21 protein-coding genes are annotated in these 20,174 nt (G+C 70.5%); 12 read left to right on the forward strand and 9 right to left on the reverse strand.

Annotated elements, in window-relative coordinates; translation table 11 throughout:
• Positions 1–15: 15 nt before the first annotated feature.
• The 5 genes from OG875_RS20405 to OG875_RS20425 all read right to left on the reverse strand — a co-directional run bounded on the left by OG875_RS20405 (position 16) and on the right by OG875_RS20425 (position 5,255).
• Positions 16–1,038, reverse strand: a complete 1,023-nt coding sequence (locus OG875_RS20405; protein ID WP_330175653.1) for a DNA cytosine methyltransferase — start codon at positions 1,036–1,038, stop codon at positions 16–18.
• Positions 1,039–1,209: 171 nt separating this feature from the next.
• Positions 1,210–2,178, reverse strand: coding sequence for a DNA cytosine methyltransferase (locus tag OG875_RS20410; RefSeq protein WP_330175654.1), 969 nt, complete (start codon positions 2,176–2,178; stop codon positions 1,210–1,212).
• Entirely contained in the window at positions 2,175–2,627 is a 453-nt protein-coding gene (locus OG875_RS20415; RefSeq protein WP_330175655.1) for a very short patch repair endonuclease, read from the reverse strand. The genes OG875_RS20410 and OG875_RS20415 overlap by 4 nt, the downstream gene beginning before the upstream one ends.
• A 22-nt stretch (positions 2,628–2,649) precedes the next feature.
• Entirely contained in the window at positions 2,650–3,648 is a 999-nt protein-coding gene (locus OG875_RS20420) for an SEC-C domain-containing protein (RefSeq protein WP_330175656.1), read from the reverse strand.
• 89 nt (positions 3,649–3,737) lie between these two features.
• Complete coding sequence (locus OG875_RS20425) at positions 3,738–5,255, reverse strand: MFS transporter (protein WP_330175657.1); 1,518 nt, start codon at positions 5,253–5,255, stop codon at positions 3,738–3,740.
• Between the two features lie 103 nt (positions 5,256–5,358).
• Here OG875_RS20425 and OG875_RS20430 point away from each other — a divergent pair, with 103 nt between their 5' ends.
• From OG875_RS20430 to OG875_RS20450, 5 genes are all read left to right on the forward strand, one after another.
• A complete protein-coding gene (locus tag OG875_RS20430; protein ID WP_330175658.1) occupies positions 5,359–5,889 on the forward strand; it encodes a winged helix-turn-helix transcriptional regulator in 531 nt (176 codons plus the stop codon).
• A gap of 71 nt (positions 5,890–5,960) precedes the next feature.
• Positions 5,961–6,281: a DUF6412 domain-containing protein gene (locus tag OG875_RS20435; RefSeq protein ID WP_330175659.1), complete on the forward strand. Its 321-nt coding sequence runs from the start codon at positions 5,961–5,963 to the stop codon at positions 6,279–6,281.
• Positions 6,282–6,455: 174 nt separating this feature from the next.
• Positions 6,456–7,220, forward strand: coding sequence for a YidC/Oxa1 family membrane protein insertase (locus tag OG875_RS20440; RefSeq protein ID WP_330175660.1), 765 nt, complete (start codon positions 6,456–6,458; stop codon positions 7,218–7,220).
• 229 nt (positions 7,221–7,449) lie between these two features.
• Positions 7,450–8,307, forward strand: a complete 858-nt coding sequence (locus tag OG875_RS20445) for a fumarylacetoacetate hydrolase family protein (RefSeq protein ID WP_330175661.1) — start codon at positions 7,450–7,452, stop codon at positions 8,305–8,307.
• A 112-nt stretch (positions 8,308–8,419) separates the two neighbouring features.
• On the forward strand, positions 8,420–9,061 hold the full coding sequence (locus OG875_RS20450) for a mycothiol-dependent nitroreductase Rv2466c family protein (protein WP_330175662.1): 642 nt from the start codon (positions 8,420–8,422) through the stop codon (positions 9,059–9,061).
• Positions 9,062–9,165: 104 nt separating this feature from the next.
• On the opposite strand, the gene OG875_RS20455 is transcribed toward OG875_RS20450, so the two are convergent.
• A complete protein-coding gene (locus tag OG875_RS20455; protein ID WP_330175663.1) occupies positions 9,166–9,672 on the reverse strand; it encodes a heme-degrading domain-containing protein in 507 nt (168 codons plus the stop codon).
• Positions 9,669–10,772, reverse strand: coding sequence for a Gfo/Idh/MocA family oxidoreductase (locus OG875_RS20460; RefSeq protein ID WP_330175664.1), 1,104 nt, complete (start codon positions 10,770–10,772; stop codon positions 9,669–9,671). Before OG875_RS20460 ends, OG875_RS20455 begins: the two co-directional genes overlap by 4 nt.
• Before the next feature lie 149 nt (positions 10,773–10,921).
• Between OG875_RS20460 and OG875_RS20465 the strand changes: the two genes are divergently transcribed.
• From OG875_RS20465 to OG875_RS20475, 3 genes are all read left to right on the forward strand, one after another.
• Entirely contained in the window at positions 10,922–12,193 is a 1,272-nt protein-coding gene (locus OG875_RS20465) for an ROK family transcriptional regulator (RefSeq protein ID WP_443079273.1), read from the forward strand.
• A gap of 224 nt (positions 12,194–12,417) precedes the next feature.
• Positions 12,418–13,446 carry a hypothetical protein gene (locus OG875_RS20470; protein ID WP_330175665.1) on the forward strand — a complete coding sequence of 343 codons (1,029 nt, stop codon included), beginning with the start codon at positions 12,418–12,420 and terminating at the stop codon, positions 13,444–13,446.
• A 208-nt stretch (positions 13,447–13,654) separates the two neighbouring features.
• On the forward strand, positions 13,655–14,761 hold the full coding sequence (locus OG875_RS20475) for a 2-aminoethylphosphonate ABC transporter substrate-binding protein (protein WP_330175666.1): 1,107 nt from the start codon (positions 13,655–13,657) through the stop codon (positions 14,759–14,761).
• An 84-nt stretch (positions 14,762–14,845) separates the two neighbouring features.
• Here OG875_RS20475 and OG875_RS20480 read toward each other — a convergent pair whose 3' ends face one another.
• Positions 14,846–15,625, reverse strand: a complete 780-nt coding sequence (locus OG875_RS20480; protein WP_330175667.1) for an HAD-IIA family hydrolase — start codon at positions 15,623–15,625, stop codon at positions 14,846–14,848.
• A 404-nt stretch (positions 15,626–16,029) separates the two neighbouring features.
• Here OG875_RS20480 and OG875_RS20485 point away from each other — a divergent pair, with 404 nt between their 5' ends.
• Positions 16,030–16,716, forward strand: coding sequence for a pentapeptide repeat-containing protein (locus tag OG875_RS20485; RefSeq protein WP_330175668.1), 687 nt, complete (start codon positions 16,030–16,032; stop codon positions 16,714–16,716).
• A gap of 4 nt (positions 16,717–16,720) precedes the next feature.
• Here OG875_RS20485 and OG875_RS20490 read toward each other — a convergent pair whose 3' ends face one another.
• Positions 16,721–17,455: an aKG-HExxH-type peptide beta-hydroxylase gene (locus tag OG875_RS20490; RefSeq protein WP_330175669.1), complete on the reverse strand. Its 735-nt coding sequence runs from the start codon at positions 17,453–17,455 to the stop codon at positions 16,721–16,723.
• 127 nt (positions 17,456–17,582) lie between these two features.
• Here OG875_RS20490 and OG875_RS20495 point away from each other — a divergent pair, with 127 nt between their 5' ends.
• From OG875_RS20495 to OG875_RS20505, 3 genes are all read left to right on the forward strand, one after another.
• A complete protein-coding gene (locus tag OG875_RS20495) occupies positions 17,583–18,107 on the forward strand; it encodes a DUF6879 family protein (protein WP_330175670.1) in 525 nt (174 codons plus the stop codon).
• Between the two features lie 40 nt (positions 18,108–18,147).
• Positions 18,148–18,969 (forward strand): helix-turn-helix domain-containing protein, encoded by an 822-nt coding sequence (locus OG875_RS20500; RefSeq protein ID WP_330175671.1) that lies wholly within the window; start codon positions 18,148–18,150, stop codon positions 18,967–18,969.
• A 220-nt stretch (positions 18,970–19,189) separates the two neighbouring features.
• Positions 19,190–20,155: a hypothetical protein gene (locus OG875_RS20505; RefSeq protein WP_330175672.1), complete on the forward strand. Its 966-nt coding sequence runs from the start codon at positions 19,190–19,192 to the stop codon at positions 20,153–20,155.
• Positions 20,156–20,174 lie beyond the last annotated feature (19 nt).

Consider the following 20,174-nt stretch of genomic DNA (forward strand, 5'->3'; position numbering starts at 1 on the left):
TCGGCGGTAGCCGGCTTAGCGGGAGACGGCGAAGTCGAACATGCCGGCCTCGGCCTCGGAGTAGGACGGCTCCCCGAGGCCGAGCGCCTCTGTGAGGACGTGCCGGGCAAGGAGCGGCGGGATGGCGTTGCCGATCTGCTGCGCCACGTCCTGGCCGCTCCACGGATAGTCGGCGGGGAACGTCTGCAGGAGTCCGGCCTCGGCCGGGCTGAAACGGTCGAGTTCCTTGCCGTCCATCGTCTGCACACGGTTGCGGAAGATTTTCCCGGTGACGGTGGCAGCAGGCTCGTCGGAGCGCCGTCGGCCGCGGAGTTTGGGATCTCCGCCGGTTCCGTAGTTGGAGATGACGACGAACTTGTCGTCCCTGCCCAGGGCTTCGCCCATGCTGATCCAGGGCTTATGTTTCGAACTGCCGACATCGGGACCCACGCCCTTGCGGTAGGGCTGATGGGTCGTCTGCGGGAGCGTGGCGTCGGGGCCTTCGCCTTTCCGGCGTGCGATGAGAATGGCGCGGCGACGTGTTTGCGGGACCCCGTACTCTTCCGTGCGCAGCACGCCGAATTCTGTCGAGTAGTGGAACTTCTTGAGCACTTTTGCGACTGCACCCCACACCGGAAGAACCGACTGGACCTGCTCCAGAACGATCACGTCATAGGGAGAGCCTGTCTTCTCTGCTTCGAGCACCCACCGGAGAGGTTCCAGCACCAAGCCTGTGCGCTCGTCGTCCAGCCTTTGCAGATCCTTGGTGACGTCGTCACCTCGGCCCATTCGTTCGACATATTCGAGGACGGTCTCCAGCGCCTTGCGTCCGGCACCGGTGCCGGCCACGGTGAAGGTCTGACAGGGCGGTCCGCCCGCGAGCACCGTGGCGTTGGGAAAGTCCGAGGGGCCGAATTCTCGTACGTCACCGGGCTGGGTGACGAGGCCGGCAGCCTTCCGCGTGGCACACGCGTCGTCATCCCATTCGATACCGCTGACCGGTAGCCCCAGATCTCTCGCGGCTACGTCCAGCCCGCCGGGCCCGGCGAACAGGTCCACGATCTCGACCGGACGCACATGATCTCCAGGCTGTCGAAGTGGCTGTACAGGCGTCGCGTTTCATGACCGATCCGCGAAGATCGCCGTCGCACAGGATACCCGTGCGGCGCCGCTGCCGACGCCGCACGGGTGGCCCGGCACGGAATCACCCACGGCGCGGCGGGCTGTCCCTCAGATCAGGGCCTCGGCGATGGACAGCCCCAGAGCGTGTCCCACGGGTGGCGGTGAGGCATGACCGATCTGCCGGTACCTGGCGGTCTTGCCGCCTGCGAACCGCCAGTCCGACGGGAAGGACTGCAGGATGGCGGTCTGCGCCACTGTCAGCTTCTTGAGCGGAGAGCCGGACGTGTCCGATTCCTGGATCCCGTCGGGGCCCGGGACCTCGTCGCTGAGGGCGCCGCCGTTGATGCCCATCCGGGCCCAGGCACGTTTGGTGCCGGTCAGGCCCAGATCGGCACCCCCGCGATTGTCCGAGCCTCCTACCAGGGTCGGGGCCACCTTGTCGGCAGACGCGGCCCAGTCATCGGTGCCGGTCCAACCGCGTGCGGACATGGAGGCGCGGAGGGCACGGCCCACGTTGACATGCTCGGACACCGTGGCCACAGGCGGTTGGTAGGCTCGCGAACCCTTCCTCTTCATCGCGACCAGTACACCCTGCTTACGGTCCTGAGGGACTCCGAAGTCGGCGGCGTTGAGTACGAACCAACTGAAGGTGTAGCCGAGATGGACGAGCTCCTTGTGGGCGAAGTCGCGGAACGCCGCGAATTCCGGCGCCCCCGCAAGCCCGGGAACGTTCTCGATGAGGAGCGCCCTCGGCTGGACGGCGTGGACGAGGTAGATGGTGGCTTCCAGGAGACGTACCTCGTCGTCGTCGGTGGTCCGGCCGCGAGTCGCCGCCGACTTCACCCGGGGCAGACCGGCCGAGAGTAGGTCGACGTCGTAGCAGTGCTGGTGATCCACCGGGTCGAAGTCCAAGAGATCCGTCTCCAGGACCTGCCAAGAGGGCCTGTTCAGTCGTAGCGTCTCGCACGCGACGGGATTCTTGTCGAGCAGCAACACCGGCTCGAACCCGGCCTGTTCGAGCCCCAGCGTCAGCCCTCCCCCTCCGGAGCACAGATCCAGGGAACGCAGCTTCTTCACGGGTTTCCGTCCTCGGTTCGTCGGGCTCTCTCGGACTTGATGTGGGCCAGGTTCGCCGCGACCTGCGACGCGATCTCTTCCGGTCTCTCGTGCTCCCAGAACCGCAGGACCGTCCAGCCCGCCGCCTCCAGATGCCCCGAAGTCTCCTTGTCCCTGGCGATGTTCTTGTCGAGCTTCTCGCGCCACCACTCGGCATTCGCTTTCGGCTGAGTCGCGTGCACGGGACAGCCGTGCCAGAAGCAGCCGTCGAGGAAGACTGCGACCTTGGCCCTGGTGAACATGATGTCCACGGACCGTCGAGGCATGTCGGGAACGCGAGCGTTGACCCGGTAGCGGTGACCCGAGGCGTGGAGCAGCTTACGAACAGCCACCTCGGGCTTGGTGTCGCGGCGCGCCTGTCGGCTCATCCGGGCCGAGACAGCGGCGGATGAGGGCTTCGCTGTGTTCATGACGCAGAACTGTCCGTTGTCCCTAACCCGCCCCGTGGCACTCCCTGTACGCATTACCTGACCCGCACCAGCACGTGGCGTTGCGGGACGGGGGCCAGGGGGTCGCCCGGCCGCGGGCCGCGAGGGTGGTGGCGTACTGGGGGAGCAGGTTCGGGTCCGAGGGGGAGGCCGACTCGGAGGCGGCGAAGGCCTCGTAGGAGGGGACCGTGCCCGTCACGATGCCCAGGTTCGGGGTGCCGGTGGCCGCCAGTTCGCGGAGGGAGGACTCCAGTTGGGCGAGGTGGGCCTCGCGGGACGGGTACTCGGTGTGCAACTCGGGGTACGCCGTGAGGAGTTCGGTCAGTTCCGTGGCCGGCCAGTGCAGGACCGCGACCGGGAACGGGCGGGAGAGGGCCGAGCGGTACGAGCCCAGCTCGGCGCGCAGGCGGGCGATCTCGGCCTGGAGTTCCGCCGGGTTGTCGGAGCCGAGGGCCCAGACGCGTTTGGGGTCGTGGAGTTCGTCGAGGGGGACGGGCGTCTTGTTCACCTGGTCGCCGAGGGCGTCCCAGTCGTCGTGCTCCAGGCCCAGCAGGCGGCGCAGGCGGTGGCGGCCGAGGAGCAGGGACTGGGCGGAGTACGGGACTTCCTCGCCGGGCGTCAGGAGCACGTTGAGGGCCGTGGTGTAGGAGTCGTGGGCCGCTTCGAGTTCGTCGTGGGCCTCCAGAGTCTCCGCCACGATCTCCCACGGCGCCGGCTCCAGCGGTTCGGCGATCCGCAGGCCCTCGATGATCGCGCGGGCCTCGGCCTCGTGGCCGTACTCCCACAGGTTCGCCGCCTTCAGCGCCTTCACCAGGTGGGGGTGGTCCGGGGCGCCGGCGAGGAGGTCGTCGTAGAGGCCGGTGGCGCGGTCGCGGGCGCCGGCCAGTTCCAGGTGGGCCGCGGCCTGGAGCAGCAGGGGCTCGCGGTCCTCGGGGTACTGGGCAGCTGTGCGCAGCAGGCGCTCGGCTTCAGAGGTGTGATCGGCAGGGATGTCGGGGCGCATGGTCCTCACCGTACTGCTGTACGCCCGTCGGAGCGGAGGGTGTTCGGTCACGTACGTACGGCGGCCGCCCGCCGTACGTACGCGTGCCGTCAGCCCCGCGCCCGCGGGCCGTCCCGCAGCGCCAGGACGAGGGCGGCGCCCAGCAGTGTCAGGCCGGTGGACACCAGGATCGCGAGGTCCGTGCCGCGCTCGGGGGTGCTCGCCGAGGTGGCCACGGCGATCATCAGCGCGACGCCCGCGGCGGAGCCGATGTAGCGGGCGGTGTTGTTGGCGCCCGAGCCCATCGCGGCGCGTTCCTGGGGGACGGACTCGACCGAGAGGCGGGGCAGCGCGGCGTTGAGCAGACCGCCGCCCACGCCCGCGACGACGAGCCCCGGTACCAGCCGCAGCGCGGAGCCCGAGGCCGCCGCGCCCAGCATGGCGAGGGCGCCGGCCGCGTGCAGGACGAAGCCCAGTGCGAGCTGGTGGCGGGCGGTCACCCGGCCCGCGAGGCGGCGGGTCTGGAGGGCGACCAGGAACGCGGTGCCCGACCAGGTCACGAAGAGTCCCGCCGCGCCCAGCGGGGATATGCCGAGGGTGCGCTGGAGCAGCGCGGGCAGGTAGCTGAAGAACCCGATGACCGCGAGCCCCGAGAACAGGGCCCCCGAGGTGGCCGCCTGGAACGGCCGCCGGCCCAGCAGGCGCGGATCGATCAGCGGGGTCGCGCCGCGTCGCTCGACGGCGGCGAAGATCCCGGTCAGTACGGCGGCGGCCACCAGCAGCAGGACGACGGGCGTCCGGAGCCATCCGTCGCGGCCCAGGGTCAGCGCGCTCAGCAGCGCGGTCATGGCCAGGCCGAGTACGACGGCGCCCAGGAGGTCGGGCCGGCCGCCGCGCGCGGAGCGGGACTCGGCGAGCGTACGGAGGGCGAGGACGGTCACGGCGAGCGCCGCGGCGGCGAGTACGACGTACGGCAGCCGCCAGCTGTACGTGCCCAGCCAGCCGGCGAGCAGCGGCCCGGTGGCGATGCCTGCGCTCACGAACGCGCCCCAGACGCCCGTGGCTCTGATCCGGCCGGGGCCGGGCGGGAAGGCGTGGACGAGCAGGCCGAGGCTGCTGGCGATGATCGCGGCGCTGGAGGCGCCCTGGGCGACGCGGGCGAGGGTGAACGTGAGGGTGGAGCCGGCCAGCGCGCCGAGCGCGGTGGTGAGGGCGAGGCCGAGGGTGCCCGCGAGGAAGAGGCGGCGGCGGCCGTAGTCGTCGGCGAGGCTGCCCGCGACGAGGAGGAGGGCGGCGAGGCCGAGCGGGGCGCCGTTCAGGAGCCATGCCTGGGCCGAGGTCGCCGTGGAGAAGGTGGCGGCCAGGTCGGGGAGGGTGAGCATCGGGACGGTGTAGTTCATCAGCGCGACGGTCGTGGCCGCGCTGGCGACGGCGAGGGTGGCGGCGGGGGAGGCCGTAGGGGAGGCCGTGGGGGAGGACCTGCCGGGGCGGGTGGCGCCGGGAGTCGCGGAGGGGGCCGGGACGGCGGCTGAGGTGGCTGAGGTGTCCGTGGGGGCGGCTGAGGCGGGTGGTGTGGCGGCGGGGGTGGGTGTGGCGGCAGGACCCGCGGCCACGGGCGTGGAGGACATGGCGAGGCGACACCCTTCAAGGTTCGGTGAATGAACTCAGTGGCGGTCCGACGGTAACATGGTGAGTTCATTCACTGAACCTTCGGCTTGTTAGGGTGAGGCCATGGCCCTCGGCAAGGACTACGCGACCCAGCAGTGCTCGATCGCGCGGGCGCTGGAGATCGTCGGCGAGCGCTGGACCCTGCTCGTCGTACGCGACGCGTTCTACGGCGTGCGCCGCTACAACGACTTCCTCGTCCACCTCGGCATCCCGCGCGCCGTCCTCGCCACCCGCCTCCGCGGCCTGGAGGAGGCCGGAGTCCTGGAGAAGCGGCGCTACCAGGAGTCGCCCCCGCGCGACGAGTACGTGCTGACCGAGCGCGGCATCGCCCTCTGGCCCGTCCTGCGCTCCCTCGGTCACTGGGGCCGTGAACACATCGAGGGCGTCCTGCCGATGCGCGTGTTCCGGCACGCCGCCTGCGGGACGGAACTGGGCTCGTACGGCGAGTGCCCCGCCTGCCGTACCGCCGTAGCGCCGCACGACGTCGAGGTGCTGCCGGGACCCGGGCTCGATCCGGACCCGGACGATCCGGTGAGCCGGGCACTGCTCGGTCCCCGGCGGCTGCTTCTGCCCGTCGAAACGGATCGTGTATAACGGCTGGAGGGCCCGGAACACACCAGGACCCGGACGACGGCACCCGACACGGCACCAGGAAGGGGCAGGCAATGATCCGACGCGCGACCCGGTCGCCGCGCCCCGCCTCCCCGCTGCTCCTCCTGCTCGTCGGCCTCCTCCCGGTGCTGCTCCTCGACACCGGCAGCCTCTCCGCCGCCGTCGCCCTCGCCGCCACCGCCGCGGCCTCCACCGCGTTCGCCGCCTCGGCCGCCGTCGCGGCCCGCTGCGCCCCCGCCGTACCGCCCACCCGGGTCCGTACGGCCATCCGCGACCGCGAGCAACGCACGGCGTTCCTGCCGCAGCGAGATCCCGACGCACGGGGCCGTACCAGGCCCCGGGCCCCCGGCCGTCCCGTCCCGACGACCGCGTAGGGCATCAACTCCCCGCTTCCGCACGCCCCTTCGGGTGCCGGACGGGGTGACCCCGGGCCATCGCCGGGGGCAGCCGAGCGACCCCACGCGGACCGTCATGCCGAGCCGCGCCGCGCCGAACCACCGGCGCCGCGCCTCCCATCCGGCACGACGAGACCCCCGGAGGGCTCACCCATGTCCGTCTTCCTGTCCGGCTTCGCCACCCTGGTCGGGCACCTCGCCGACCTGCTCCAGCCGCTGTTCCACGGCGGCGCGACCGCCGCGGCGATCATCCTGTTCACCGCCTGCGTACGGCTCGCCGTCCACCCGCTCTCCCGCGCGGCGGCCCGGGGCCAGAAGGCCCGCACCCGGCTCTCGCCGCAGATCGCCGACCTGCGCAAGAAGCACGCCAAGAACCCCGACCGCCTCCAGAAGGCGATCATCGAACTGCACCAGAAGGAGCAGGTCTCACCGCTCTCGGGCTGCCTGCCGAGCCTGCTCCAGCTGCCCGCGTTCTTCCTGATGTACCACCTGTTCTCCAGCCGGCGGATCGGCGGCGAACCCAACAGCCTCCTCGGCCACTCCCTGGGCGCCGCGCCCCTCGGCGACCGCTGGAAGGACGCCCTCGCGGACGGCGGGATCTTCGGCGGGGCGGGGCTGGTGTACGTCGCGCTCTTCGCGATCGTGCTGGCCGTCGCCACCTTCAACTACCGGCGTGCGAAGCAGCAGATGGCCGCCATGCCGACACCGGCGGCCGGCGCGGGCGGACAGCCGGTACCCGGCATGGGCGCGATGACCAAGCTGATGCCGCTGCTCTCCTTCGCGACGCTCCTCACGGTGGGCGTGGTGCCGCTGGCCGCCGCGCTGTACGTCGTGACCAGCACCACCTGGAGCGCCGTCGAACGCTACTTCCTGTACCGGGACGCCCCGGCCGCCGGGGCGCTGGCGCCCGTCACCTGACGAGTCGGGTCGTCCGCGAGGCGCCGTCCGGTCCGGCGAGGAGCCGCCCGGTCGGCGTGGGGCGCCCGGTCCAGAGGATGAACGGGGTCTTGCGGAGTGATCGGATGTCTTGGAGGATCGGCCAGTCCGCCGACGGCCGCGACCCGCCGACGGCCGCGACCGTCGGCGGCCCCCGCTCGACCAGGTCGATCCGCTCGACCGGAGCGCGACCAGAGGGAGAAAACAGACCATGAAGCTGCTGCGTGTCGGTACGGCGGGTGCGGAGCGCCCGGCGCTGCTCGACCAGGACGGGACCCTGCGGGACCTGTCCGGCCTGGTCCCGGACATCGACGGCGCGCTGCTCGCCGACGACGCCGCGCTGGACCGGGTACGGGCCGCCGCCGCCTCCGGTGACCTGCCCGTCCTGGACACGGCCGGACTGCGCACCGGCCCGCCGGTCGCCCGGATCGGCAAGATCGTGTGCATCGGGCTGAACTACCACGACCACGCGCGCGAGACCGGGGCGGACATCCCGACCGAGCCGATCATCTTCTTCAAGGCGGCGGACACGGTGGTCGGCCCGGAGGACACCGTTCTCGTCCCGCGCACGAGCGTCAAGACGGACTGGGAGGTCGAACTGGCCGTCGTCATCGGCCGTACCGCCCGCTACCTCGCCTCCCACGAGGAGGCGCTGGCGCACGTCGCGGGCTACGCCGTCTCGCACGACGTGTCCGAGCGCGCGTTCCAGATCGAGCGCGGCGGCCAGTGGGACAAGGGCAAGAACTGCGAGACGTTCAACCCGTTCGGCCCGTGGCTCGTGACGGCCGACGAGGTGCCGGACCCGCAGGCGCTGTCGCTCACGCTGTCCGTCAACGGCGAGCGGAAGCAGGACGGCACGACGGCCGAGCAGATCTTCCCGGTGGCCGAAGTGGTGCGCTACGTCAGCCAGTTCATGACGCTCTACCCGGGCGACGTCATCAACACCGGTACGCCGGCGGGTGTGGCGCTCGGGCAGCCGGAGCCGAAGCCGTATCTGCGGGCCGGGGACGTCGTCGAGCTGGAGATCAGCGGGCTCGGGCGGCAGCGTCAGGTGTTCCAGGACGCGTGACGTACGGGAGGCGGGAGTCGGGTGGCGGGAGAGGGGATGCCGGGGGCGTGACTCGCCTTGCGGAACGGGGTAGTCGGCGGGGCCCGACCGACGAGAGGCATGAGGCGTCGTGATGTCCGACGCGTTGTCGAACGGGCCGCCGCACGCCGGGCCTTCCCCGCCGGCCACCGGCCGGTGGACCGTCGACCTCTGGTTCGACCCCGCCTGCCCCCTCAGCCGTGTCACCGCGGACTGGCTCGTCACCGTCGCCGCCCGGCGCCCCGTCGACATCCGGTGGCGCGTGATGAGCCTGTCCGTCCTGAACGAAGGCAGGGACGTCGACCCCGAGGGCGACGAACACGGCTACCTCTGGATTCCCGCCCGGGTCTGCGTCGCCGTACGGAACGCGTACGGGCACAAGGCCCTCAGCGAGCTGTACGACGCCCTGTGGACCGCGCCGGGGGGCGGGCGGCGCGAGTGGGTCGGCGACCTCGCCGAGGGCCTGGAGGCGGCCGGGCTCCCGAAGTCCCTGGCCGCCGCCGGGCACACCACCGACCACGACACGGCGCTGCGCGCCTCGCACGGGGAAGCCATGAGCCTGGTCGCCGGCGAGGTGGGTACACCCGTCCTGGCCGTCACCCGTCCGGACGGGCGGCGGCACGCGTTCTTCGGGCCCGTCCTCACCCGAGTGCCCGGTGAGGACGACGCGTTGCGACTGTGGGAGGGCACGCTCCTGGTGGCGAGCGTGCCGGGGTTCCGCGAGATCAAGACCTGACGGCGGGACTTGGCGACAAGGCTGACGGCAGGACCTGACGGAGCGTCAATGCGCGGCCGGTGCAGGTGGCTTCAACGAGGCCGGGCGTGCCGGTGCACCAGGCTTCACCGTTGTGCGGCGTCCTCCTGTGTCCGGCTCAGCAACCGCTCCAGGGCCTGCACCACCAGGGCGTGGTCCTCCTCCTGCGGCAGGCCCGAGACCGTCACCGAGCCGACAACTCCCGCGCCCTCCACGGCGATCGGGAACGAACCGCCGTGCGCCGCGTACCGGTCCGGGTCCAGGCGCGCGGAGTCCTCGAACGTGGTGCCCTTGGCGCGGCAGCGCGTACCGACCAGGAACGAACTCGCGCCGTAACGCTCCACCACCCGGCGCTTGCGGTCGATCCAGGCGTCGTTGTCCGCCGACGAACCCGGCAGCGCGCAGTGGAACAGCTGCTGGGCGCCACGCCGGATGTCTATCGCCACCGGCGCGCCGCGCTCGCGCGAGAGCTGGACGAGCAGGCTCCCGAGCTCCCACGCGTCGTCGTAGGTGAAGCGGGGCAGCACCAACCGCCGCTCCTGCGCCTCCAGTTCGGCCACCGTGGGGAAGTCGCGGCCCTCGGACCCGGTCATGACGACGCCCCGATGGTGACCGTGACGCCCTCGCGGGCGGAGCAGCGGGCCGCCTCCAGCACATCCAGCGTGGCGGCTGCCTCGTGCGCGCTCACCGGCGGCGCCGTGCCTTCCCGGAGGGCCCGCGCGACGGACGCGTAGAACGCGGGGTAGTCGCCGGGCACGCTCTCCACCGGGTGGCCGCCGCCCGTCGCGGGCGACTCGCCCGAGCCGAGCCGGCCCCACAGCGCCTCGGGCTCCGTGCCCCAGTTCCCCTCCGTCTTCGGGGTGTTGGGGCGCCTGCCGTCGCGCAGGTCGGCCTCCTGCGGGTCCAGGCCGTACTTCACGTAGCCCGCCTTCGAGCCCAGCACCCGGAAGCGCGGCCCGAGTTGGGCCGTCGTGGCGCTGACGTAAAGATGCGAGCGGACACCGCCGGTGTGGGTGATCGCGACGAAGGTGTCGTCGTCGGCGGCGGCACCGGGCCTGCGTACGTCGGACTCCGCGTACACGGACGCCGCCGGACCGAAGAGCACCAGCGCCTGGTCCACGACATGGCTGCCCAGGTCGTACAGCAGTCCTCCGATCTCTTCCGGCGCTCCCGACTCCCGCCAGCCGCCCTTGGTCTCCGGCCGCCACCGCTCGAAGCGTGACTCGAAGCGCTGGACGTCGCCGAGCCGGCCTTCCTTGACGAGGCGGGCGAGAGTGAGGAAGTCGTTGTCCCAGCGGCGGTTCTGGAAGACGGAGAGCAGCAGACCCCGCTCCTCGGCGAGCGCGGCCAGAGCGCGCGCCTCGGCGGCGGTCCCGGCGATCGGCTTGTCCACGACGACCGGCAGCCCCGCCGTCAGCGCGGCCGTGGCGATCGGGACATGCGTCTTGTTCGGCGACGCGATCACGACCAGGTCCAGCTGGCCGGCCCGCGCCCACAACTCGTCGGGCGAGGCCGCGAAGCGGACGTCGGGGAACTCGGTGCGCGCCTGCTCCTGGCGCTCGGGGTTCGAGGTCACGACGGTGTCCAGGACGAGATCCCGGGTCGCCGAGATCAGCGGGGCGTGGAAGACGGAGCCCGCGAGGCCGTAGCCCACGAGTGCGACGCGCAGAGGAGGGGTACCGGTGGAGGTCATGCGTGCCACTTAAGCAACGGTGTTGCCATAGTGCAAGCGCGCGGGACAATGACCGGGTGAACAACGGTGGCGGGCAGCACGGCGGTCGTGGCAGCGGCGACGGCAAGGGGTACGGATATGGCGACGTACCGGGTGAGGGGCGTGGCGTCGTGGCCGGGGAGTCGGCCCGGTCCGTACCGGCGGGCGTCCGCGCGGGTGCGGGTGCGGGTACGGGCGCGGCTACAGGTGCGGGCACGGGTCAGGGGCCGGCGGGAGCCGGTGCGAATCTGCCGTCCCTGCGCAGCCACAACTCCGCCCTGGTCCTCGACCTGCTCCGTACGGCGGGGGAGGGCGGCATCAGCCGGCTGGAACTCGCCGAGTCCACCGGCCTCACCCCGCAGGCGGTCAGCAAGATCACGGCCAGACTGCGCGCGGAGGGCCTGGCGGCCGGGGCCGGGCAGCGGGCGTCGACCGGTGGCAAGCCCCGGACCGTGCTCCGTCTCGTTCCCGCCGCCGCGCACGCCGTCGGACTCCATCTGGACCGCGACGAACTGACCGCCGTCGTGGTCGACCTCGCGGGCACCACGGTCGCCTCGCGCACGGTGCCGTTCGACCTGGGCGCCGGTGCGGCGGAGGTCGTCGGGACGGCGGCCGAACAGGTCGAGTCGGTACGGGTGGATGCGGCGGCTCTCCGTCCGAACGATCCCGGCACCGGACCCGCCGGGAGCCCGGACCCCTCGCCCGGCCGCTCGCCGGCCGCCGCGCCCGGCCGGCTGCTGGGCGTCGGCGTCGCCATGCCGGGCCCGCTCGACCACACCACCGGTGTTCTCCAGCGGGTCACCGGCTTCCCGAAGTGGGACGGCTTCCCGCTGCGCGACGCGCTCGCCGCCCGCCTCGGCCTGCCCGTCGTCCTCGACAAGGACACCAACGCCGCCGCCCTCGGCCTCGCACTGCGCGCGCCCGGCGACTCGTTCGCGTACCTCCACCTCGGTACGGGCCTGGGCGCCGGACTGGTGCTGGGCGGCGCGCTCTACCGGGGCGAGCGCACCGGCGCGGGCGAGTTCGGGCACCAGGTCATCCAGCTCGACGGACCGCCGTGCGACTGCGGCAACCGAGGCTGTATCGAGGCGCTCTGTCTGGCGGCCGTCGCGCGCGGCGACCTGGCGGAGGCGGCGCGGGTACTGGGCGCCGGGGCGGCCAATCTCGTCGGGCTGCTCGACATCGACCGGGTGCTGCTCGGGGGGCGCGCCGTGGCCGCCGCCCGGGAACAGTTCGTCACGGGAGTCGGAGCCGTACTCGAAGAGCGTGCGCGCGGGCCGTTCGTCCCGGTGGTACCGGCCGACTGCGGCACGCACCCGGTCGCCGAGGGCGCGGCGCAGCTGGTGCTCGCGCCCGTGTTCGGGCACGCGCGGGTCTTCGGGCGGGGGCTGCCGGGGCGGTAGCGCGGTGAGACGGGGTGGAGGCAGGCGCCGGGGCGCGGACGGGGGCTCGGACTTGGGCGCGGGCACGGGCAGGCGGGGCCGTTGGGGCGTATTCGTACGATTTTCCGACCCTGGATGGACGTGGCTCCCGTGCCGGGCGGCCGGCCCGTGGCAGCGTCGGGGCTTCCCCTGTCCCCTCTCCCCGCCCTGTCGCCCCGTCTCTCCGCATCGGCAAAGGCCCCCTCATGCGAACCACGCGACTGCGCCCCGCCCTCGTCACCGGAGTCCTCGGAGCCGCCGGCGCCGTCGGGGTGACCACCGGCACGATCGTGCCCGCCTCGCTGCCCGCGCCGACGGCGAACGCCGCTGTGGCGGATGCGGGAGCGGGCGACGGGCCGGGGCGCGGCCCCGGAGCCGACCGGCAGCCGACCTGCGGCAAGGTGTCCGAGCGGGACTTCCCCCTCCGGGCGCGCATCCACGACGGCCCCGGCGCGTACGTCGCCGGCGGAGGGCCGGGCACCTGGTCCGTCGATCTCGTCAACGGCACCGGCGAGACGTGCCACAACATCCACCCGGTCATCGTTCTCGCCGACCGGCACCGGTCCCTCACCGACGCCCAGGTCCGGCTCCAGCTCACCGACGACAAGGGCCGGTGGCGGGCCATGTCCCTGGAGACGTCGGACGAGCACGAGACGATCGGCGTCCTGGAAGGCGACTTCGCGGGCTTCGCGGTACCGGCCCGGGGGACCGTCACCGTACGGGTGCGGCTGGCGTTCACGGATGCCGCCGAGGCCAACACGGTCGTGGCGAACGCGGCGACGGTGCAGCGGCGCGGCGGTGACGGCGACTGGGTGGGGGAGTCGAACGCGTACCGCTTCTCCGTGGACGACGCGGCGGGAAACCGGGGCCGGGACCGGCAGCAGAGCCAGGACCAGGTCCCGGAGCCGGACCCGGACCCCGGAAGCGGTGACGGCCCCCGTACCCCCGCCCCCGCCCGTACGCCCCTCGAAAGCACCGAAAGCACCGAAAGCACCGAGCGCACGGAGGACTCCAGCGCCTCCGGCGCGGGCCGCACCCCCGCCCCCACCCTCACCTCCACCCCCAACTCCGGTCACCGCGAGGACACTTCGCTCCCCCCCGGTATCGGCTCCCTCGCCGACACCGGTGGACGCTCCGCACGTTCCGTCGCCGGCCCCGCGATCGCCGCCGCCGCGCTCCTGTTCTCCGGTGCCGCCCTGCTCCTCCGCGCCCGTCACCTGCGCAACCGCCCCTGAACGCCGTCCGATCCATGCGTGAGCGCCGCCGGAGTGCCCGGCGGGCGGTACCCTCATGGTCGTCCTGGGCCTGAACGAAGCGACATCGCCATTTCCGCGGGTCCCTAGGCGATCTACGGGTGGTGAGCGGGCGTGTCGGTGCACAGCGGTACGGGACGTCGCCCGGCCCCGCCCCGAGCCACCGTCCGCTAGGAGATACCGAGCCGTCATGCCCAGCAACTCCCGCCCCGTCAGACCCGGCAGCACCTTCGCTCTGCGTCGTACGCCGTTCACCGCCGTCGTCGGCGGCCTCGGCGCCCTCGTTCTCACCGCCTCGCTCGCCGGATGCGGCGGAGGTTCGGGCGCCTCCGAGGCGCCGGTCGTCACCGTCTACAGCGCCGACGGCCTCAAGGGGGTCAAGAACGACGGCTGGTACGACCAGGTGTTCGCGGACTTCGAGAAGGAGACCGGGATCAAGGTGACATACGCGGAGGGCGGTTCCGGCGAGATGGTGGACCGCGCCGCCGGGGAGAAGGACAACCCCCGCGCGGACGTCATCATCGCTCTGCCGCCGTACATCCAACACGCGGAGAGACTGGGCCTGTTGGCGCCGTACGAGCCCAAGGGCTCGGAGCGGGTGCACGGTTCGGGCAAGTCGACGCGGGACCGGTGGGTGTCCGTCGTCAACAACTACTTCGGGTTCGTGTACAACACGAAGGAATTGAAGGACCCTCCGGTCACCTGGGAGGAACTGCTGGACCCCAAGTACGAGGGCAAGCTCCAGTACTCCACCCCCGGGGTCGCGGGCGACGGCACGGGTCTCCTCATCAAGGCCATGGAGGACTTCGGCGGCGAGAAGCCGGCGATGGACTATCTCCGGAAGCTCGAAAAGAACAACATCGGCCCCACGCCCTCCACCTTCAAGCTCGCGGCCAAGGTCGACAAGGGCGAGATCCTGGTGGCCAACGGCGACGTGCAGACGAACTTCGAGCAGTCCAAGTCCCTGCCCAACCTGGGAATCTGGTTCCCGGCGCGGGAGGGCGGCGAGCCGACCACGTTCGCCATGTACTACGGCGCCGGGCTCGCCGAGGGCGCCCCGCACAGCGAGAACGGCAAGAAGCTGCTCGACCACATGCTCACCGAGAAGGCGCAGAAGCAGGTCAGCGGCATCGGCGGCGGCTTCCCCGCGCGCACGGACGTCAGGCCCACGGACGAGAACGCCATCGAACTGGCCGGGCTGATGGACGGCATCCAGCTCTTCGAGCCCAACTGGCAGCGCATAGAGCCCAGCCTCGACGGCTACATCGACTCCTGGAAGGACGCCACCGGCAACTGAACGGCCCCGGCCGCCTTGTTGCCGCCCCGGGCCCGGCCGACGACGTACCGGCCGGGCCCGTCGTCGCCACTGCTGAGGCGTTGATCAGACGTAGCCGATCAGGTCGGCGATCGAGTCCACGACCTTCGACGGCCCATACGGGAAGCGGTCCATCTCGCCCGGCTGAGTGACTCCGGTCAGGACGAGGAAGGTCTGCATACCGGCCTCCAGGCCCGCGAGCACATCCGTGTCCATACGGTCGCCGATCATGGCCGACGTCTCCGAGTGGGCCCCGATCGCGTTCAGGCCGGCCCGCATCATCAGCGGGTTCGGCTTGCCGACGAAGTACGGCTTCTTTCCCGTCGCCGCGGTGATCAGCGCCGCGACGGCCCCCGTGGCCGGAAGTGCGCCCTCGGTGGAAGGGCCGGTCTCGTCGGGGTTCGTGGCGATGAAGCGGGCCCCGTTGTTGATGAGCCGCACCGCCTTCGTCATGGCCTCGAACGAGTAGGTCCGGGTCTCGCCGAGAATCACGAAGTCGGGCTCGGTGTCCGTCAGGACGTACCCGATCTCGTGCAGGGCGGTCGTCAGACCAGCCTCGCCGATGACGTAGGCGGTGCCGCCGGGGCGCTGGTCGTTGAGGAACTGTGCGGTGGCGAGAGCGGAGGTCCAGATGTTCTCCACCGGCACGTCCAGCCCCATGCGACGCAGTCGGGCGTGCAGGTCGCGCTGGGTATAGATCGAGTTGTTGGTGAGGACGAGGAAGGGCTTCCCGGACTCCTTGAGCCGTTTGAGAAAGTCCTCCGCCCCGGGAATCGGCACACCCTCGTGAAGCAGGACGCCGTCCATGTCGGTCAGCCACGACTCGATGGGCTTGCGGTCTGCCATGGGGTCTCTCCTGCGGGAAGCGGTCGTTCGAGGCGGCTGCGCTCGCCGTAGACACTACCGCCGACGGGTGTTCGATTCCCGGCGCCCGATGGGCGGGTTCCCATCGGACATGACGTTGATCACGACGACTCAGCGAGACCGGCGAGGTTCTCGCTGCAATACCAGCCACTGCTCCCGCGTGCAGGTCGTCTCGGCGATCGACATCGAGCAGTCGGCCCGATTTGGTCCACTGAAGGTGTCTGGCCCACGAATCGATCGATTTCGAAAGTCATCTTTCGCGAAGTTCGACTCGACAAATCGGGAAGGTTTCTGCCGGTAGGATCGGAGCCTTCCTGCCGTCGGGCAGCATGTTCCGAACGGGTGACGGGTAGGCTCAATCCCTCCGAGAAGTGGATTCTTCTGACATGGCTCAAGTCGCTCGGCAAGGCAGCAGGATCACGCGAATCAAGAATCCCACGCCCCCGAAACCGACGCTGTCGATTCGACCGGCGGAAATGCCGGGCGATGACCTCGAAGACGATTCCGTCATCAAAGGGGTCAGGTACGACGGAACGCCCTTCGTCGGCCTGGAGGCTGAGGCTCTCGAAGCCGAAGGGTGCGTCTTCGAGAACTCGCGCTTCACGGGAACGCGCCTGCTCAGGAGTCAGTTCAGCGACTCGCAGTTCACCACGTGCGACTTCGCCGAGGTCGACACGCAAGACGTGTCACTCATTCGCTGCACCGTGGGCGGAAGTCGAATGACGGGCTCGACATGGAAGTCCGGAACGTTCCGGGACGTACGGTTCGACAACTGCGTCATCGCCCCCGCAATGCTCAGGCATATGAAGATGTTCAGTGTGGTGTTCGCCGACTGCAAAATGGTTGGCGCTGATTTTCAGTCGACGCACCTGCACAATGTGCGGTTCGAAAATTGCGACCTCACGGGAGCGCAATTCGCCAACGTTCAGGTAGGTGCGGTCCGGTTCGAGAACAGCACGCTTGTCGACGTCGGCGGCGCCGCGAGCCTCAAGGGCGCAACCGTGCAGGGCCCAGGAGCGGTGGAACTGGCCCTGGGCCTTGCACGGGAGGCGGGAATCCTGTTCGAGCCGTAGCTCGTCAGGCGGCAATGTTCGGTCGGTATCCCGCGTACTCCGGGCTGGAGATCGCGCGGGCCACGAGATCGAAGTTGATGTCCTCCCCGAAGTCGCACAGCTCGTCGAGGAGTATCCGCCCGTACTCGTTGAAGTGCGGGCGCTGCCTCTTCAGGTCTTCGCAGGCGTCCCGCAGGGACTCGCTGTAGAGGTCGACCAGGGTCGTGACGCCCTGCTGGTCCTGCATGAACATGAGGGGGACCGTGACCACTGCGGCGTGAAACGCCTTGTCGAGCGGACGGCGCTGCCCGATCTTCACGGCCGACAGCGCACGGTACTCATCCGCTTCCAGGGCGCTGGACGTGAGGCCGAACATCCCGTTCACCTTGTCGGCGACGAAGAGGTTCAGGTGCATGCCCTCGTGCACCAGGCACATGGCGTAGTCGAGCGTCGCCCAGTCTGCTCCGGGGCTCATGACCACCGTGCCGGGGAGGCGCGAGGCGGAGCCGCCGCCGTCGGCGCCCGAATCGACGATCACCAGATCGGTGACCAACAGGTCGACCATGCGCCGGAGATCGGGACTGATCTCCTGGATCAGATCGAAGGCCGAGGCGACTTCTGTGTCCCAACCTTCGCGAGTGGGACCTTCGGTGGGGCCGGCACCTTCGAAGATGTGGGGGAAGACTCCGTTGATGGTGCAGTACTTCGCCCACGGCCCGTCCTCGTACGTGATCGAGACGCCTTCGCTCGTGACGGGCATCGGGCGGAAAGCCGGCAAGGTCCGGAGATGCGGGACGCCGAAGCCCTGAGCCAGATGCGCGTGCCTGACTACGAGGACTGCGTCGAGGTACCGATGTCCTCGATCACGGCCCTACTGGAGGAGAACGGTGGACCTGATCACCAGCGGCCGGCGTGACGAGCTGTTCGACAGTTTCGAGCGCAGCGCCTTCCATCTTGAATTGAGGGACAACTACGGATCGCCTGTCGAGGACACCCCCTACGCCCGATGGCGGAGGGGCGAGCCGGACGACTACCGATGGCTTGACCCGTGGATGGCGCTCATGAAGCGGGTGACTGGTGACGGCAAGACGGTGCGACGCGTACGCGTGATCACCGAGCCCCACTCCCAGTATGTGAAGTGGGAGAACTCACTCACTCATCTGAACCTGGCGGCCGGTGAAGACATCAGGTGGTTCCCTCGGCATCAACTTCCGGACGGAATCGTCTTCCCGGTCTCCGGCAATGACTGGTGGCTGTTTGATGACAACCTCCTGGCCGTCGGGCATTTCGACCAGGAAGGCCGCGTCCTCGGGTCCGAACTGATCGAAGATCCCGACATCGTGGCCGACTGCGTCCGAGTGCGGGATCTACTCTGGTCCTCCGCCGTTCATCATGCCGAGTACAAGCCCTGACCCATCGGTGAATAGTCAAGCGCAGGAAGCGCGGACGGCTTTGGGTGCCCGGCTGCGGGGATTCCGTAAGGACGCGGGATTCTCCAGCGGCCGGGCATTCGCTGCGGCTACCGGGTGGCAGGAGTCGAAAGTCTCCCGGATCGAGAACGGTCGGCAGGCTGCAAGCGAAGATGACATCCGCACCTGGTGCGAGAAGACGCATACCCAGAACCTGACCGCCGACCTGGTTGCCACCGTCCGGCACATCGACGAACTGTGGTTGGAGTGGCGCCGACAGCTTGCGAAGGGAGCGGAGAAGCGTCAGGCCAAGGCCCTTCCGCTCTACTCCAGGACCAGGGTCTTCCGGATCTGGCATCCGACGCTGATTTGGGGCACGCTTCAGACTGCGGAATACGCTGCGGAGACGTTCAGGCAGGTTGTCGACTTCTTTGAAATTCCGGATGATGCTGAAGCGGCCACGGCAAAGAGGCTCGAACGGCAGAAGTACCTGACCCAGGGCGACCGCATCTTCAACGTACTGCTCGCCGAGCAGGCTCTTTACTCCAACTTCGGAGGATCGGAGGTGATGAGGGGACAGTTGGACCGTCTCCTGGCGGTGATAGGGCTCCCGCGGCTCAGCTTGGGATTCGTTCCGCGGTCGGCGCCCTTGCACATTTGGCCGGGCAATTCTTTTTCGATGTTCGACAACAAGATTGTGCTTGTCGAAACTTACTCTGCCGAATTCTCGGTGACTCAGCCTCGTGAGATCGAGCTCTACGGGAAGGCTTTCACATCTCTGAAGAGATCGGCAGTCTACGGAAAGGCCGCCAGGGACCTGATACTGAAGGCCGCCCATCATTTTGAGCAGATCCCACCCCGCTAGAAAAGTGGACGGTGGCCGGGTTCGCCCGGTCGGCCGAGTCGACCGGTATCCGTTCCGGCCCTCGACGATCGTTGACTCCATCGCCGATCTGGTGGAGCTGATCTGACCGGATCGGGGCGGATACGCGCAGGTCGCAGAGGTCCGGCGGACTTCGCGGGGTTCGCTGCGGATGCGGGATCCGGTCGGACGCGTGAGGCTTCCCCTGTCAGGGAGGTTCGCGATGCGTTCAGGTTTGCTCACTCTCCGTGCCGCCGGACTGGTGGCCGCCATGGTGGCGGTACCCGTTCTCGGTACCACCGCCGCTGATGCCCACGACTCCGTGAACGCGGCCGTCACGCCGTCCGCCGTGCGTCCCGGCGGGGAGGTGCGGATCGATGTCGCCGGGTGCGAGAACCCGCGCGGGGCGGCGGCCCGGTCCGGCGTGCTGGTCGCGGACTCCGAGCTCGTGGGCGCGCGTGACCGCACGGTCAAGGCGACGCTGACCGGCGAGGCGAAGGTCAAGTCGTCGGCCAAGGAGGGGACGTACGCGGTCGACATCTGGTGCGACGGACACGAGCACCGGCGCGCGGTCGTCTTCGAGGTGGCCCGCGACCCGAAGGCCCGGCCGAGTGCCACCGTCACGCCGACCCGGCCGACCCGGCCGACCACGTCGGAGAAGCCGTCGCAGACGCCGAAGCCGGAGGCCGAGCCGAAGGCGTCCGCCAAGTCCGCCAAGCCCGGGAAGTCCGACGCCGGGCGCGAGACACGCGAGGCGGGGGAGAAGTCCACGGGCAGGCCCGAGCCTCGGGACAGGCCCAGGCCGAAGGCCGAGGACCGGCCCGAGGACCGGCCCGAGGACCGGCCCGAGGACCGGCCCGAGGCCAAGCCCGACCGGCCTGGCGACAGGCCCGACGCGTCCCGCGACCGTTCCGGGGCCGCGCCCCGGGCCGACACCGACACCGATGCTGACTCGGATTCCGGCTCCGATGCCAACGCCGACTCCGGCTCCGGTGAGCCGCAGGCGTCCCCCGTCGCCCCGGTGCGTGCCGGTGGCGGCGGTCGGACGGTCACCGCCGTGGCCGCCGACGAGGCGGGCCCCGGGCTTCCGCACACCGTGATCGGTCTGGTCCTGGCCGGGGTCGCCGCCGTGGCGGTGGCCGTCCGCAGTGTGCGCCGGAAGCGTTCCGCCGCGCGGGACTCCGACTGAGACGGCCGGGTGGACAGGG

Origin of the sequence: Streptomyces sp. NBC_01498, from assembly GCF_036327775.1 — a bacterium.
Lineage (GTDB): Bacteria > Actinomycetota > Actinomycetes > Streptomycetales > Streptomycetaceae > Streptomyces.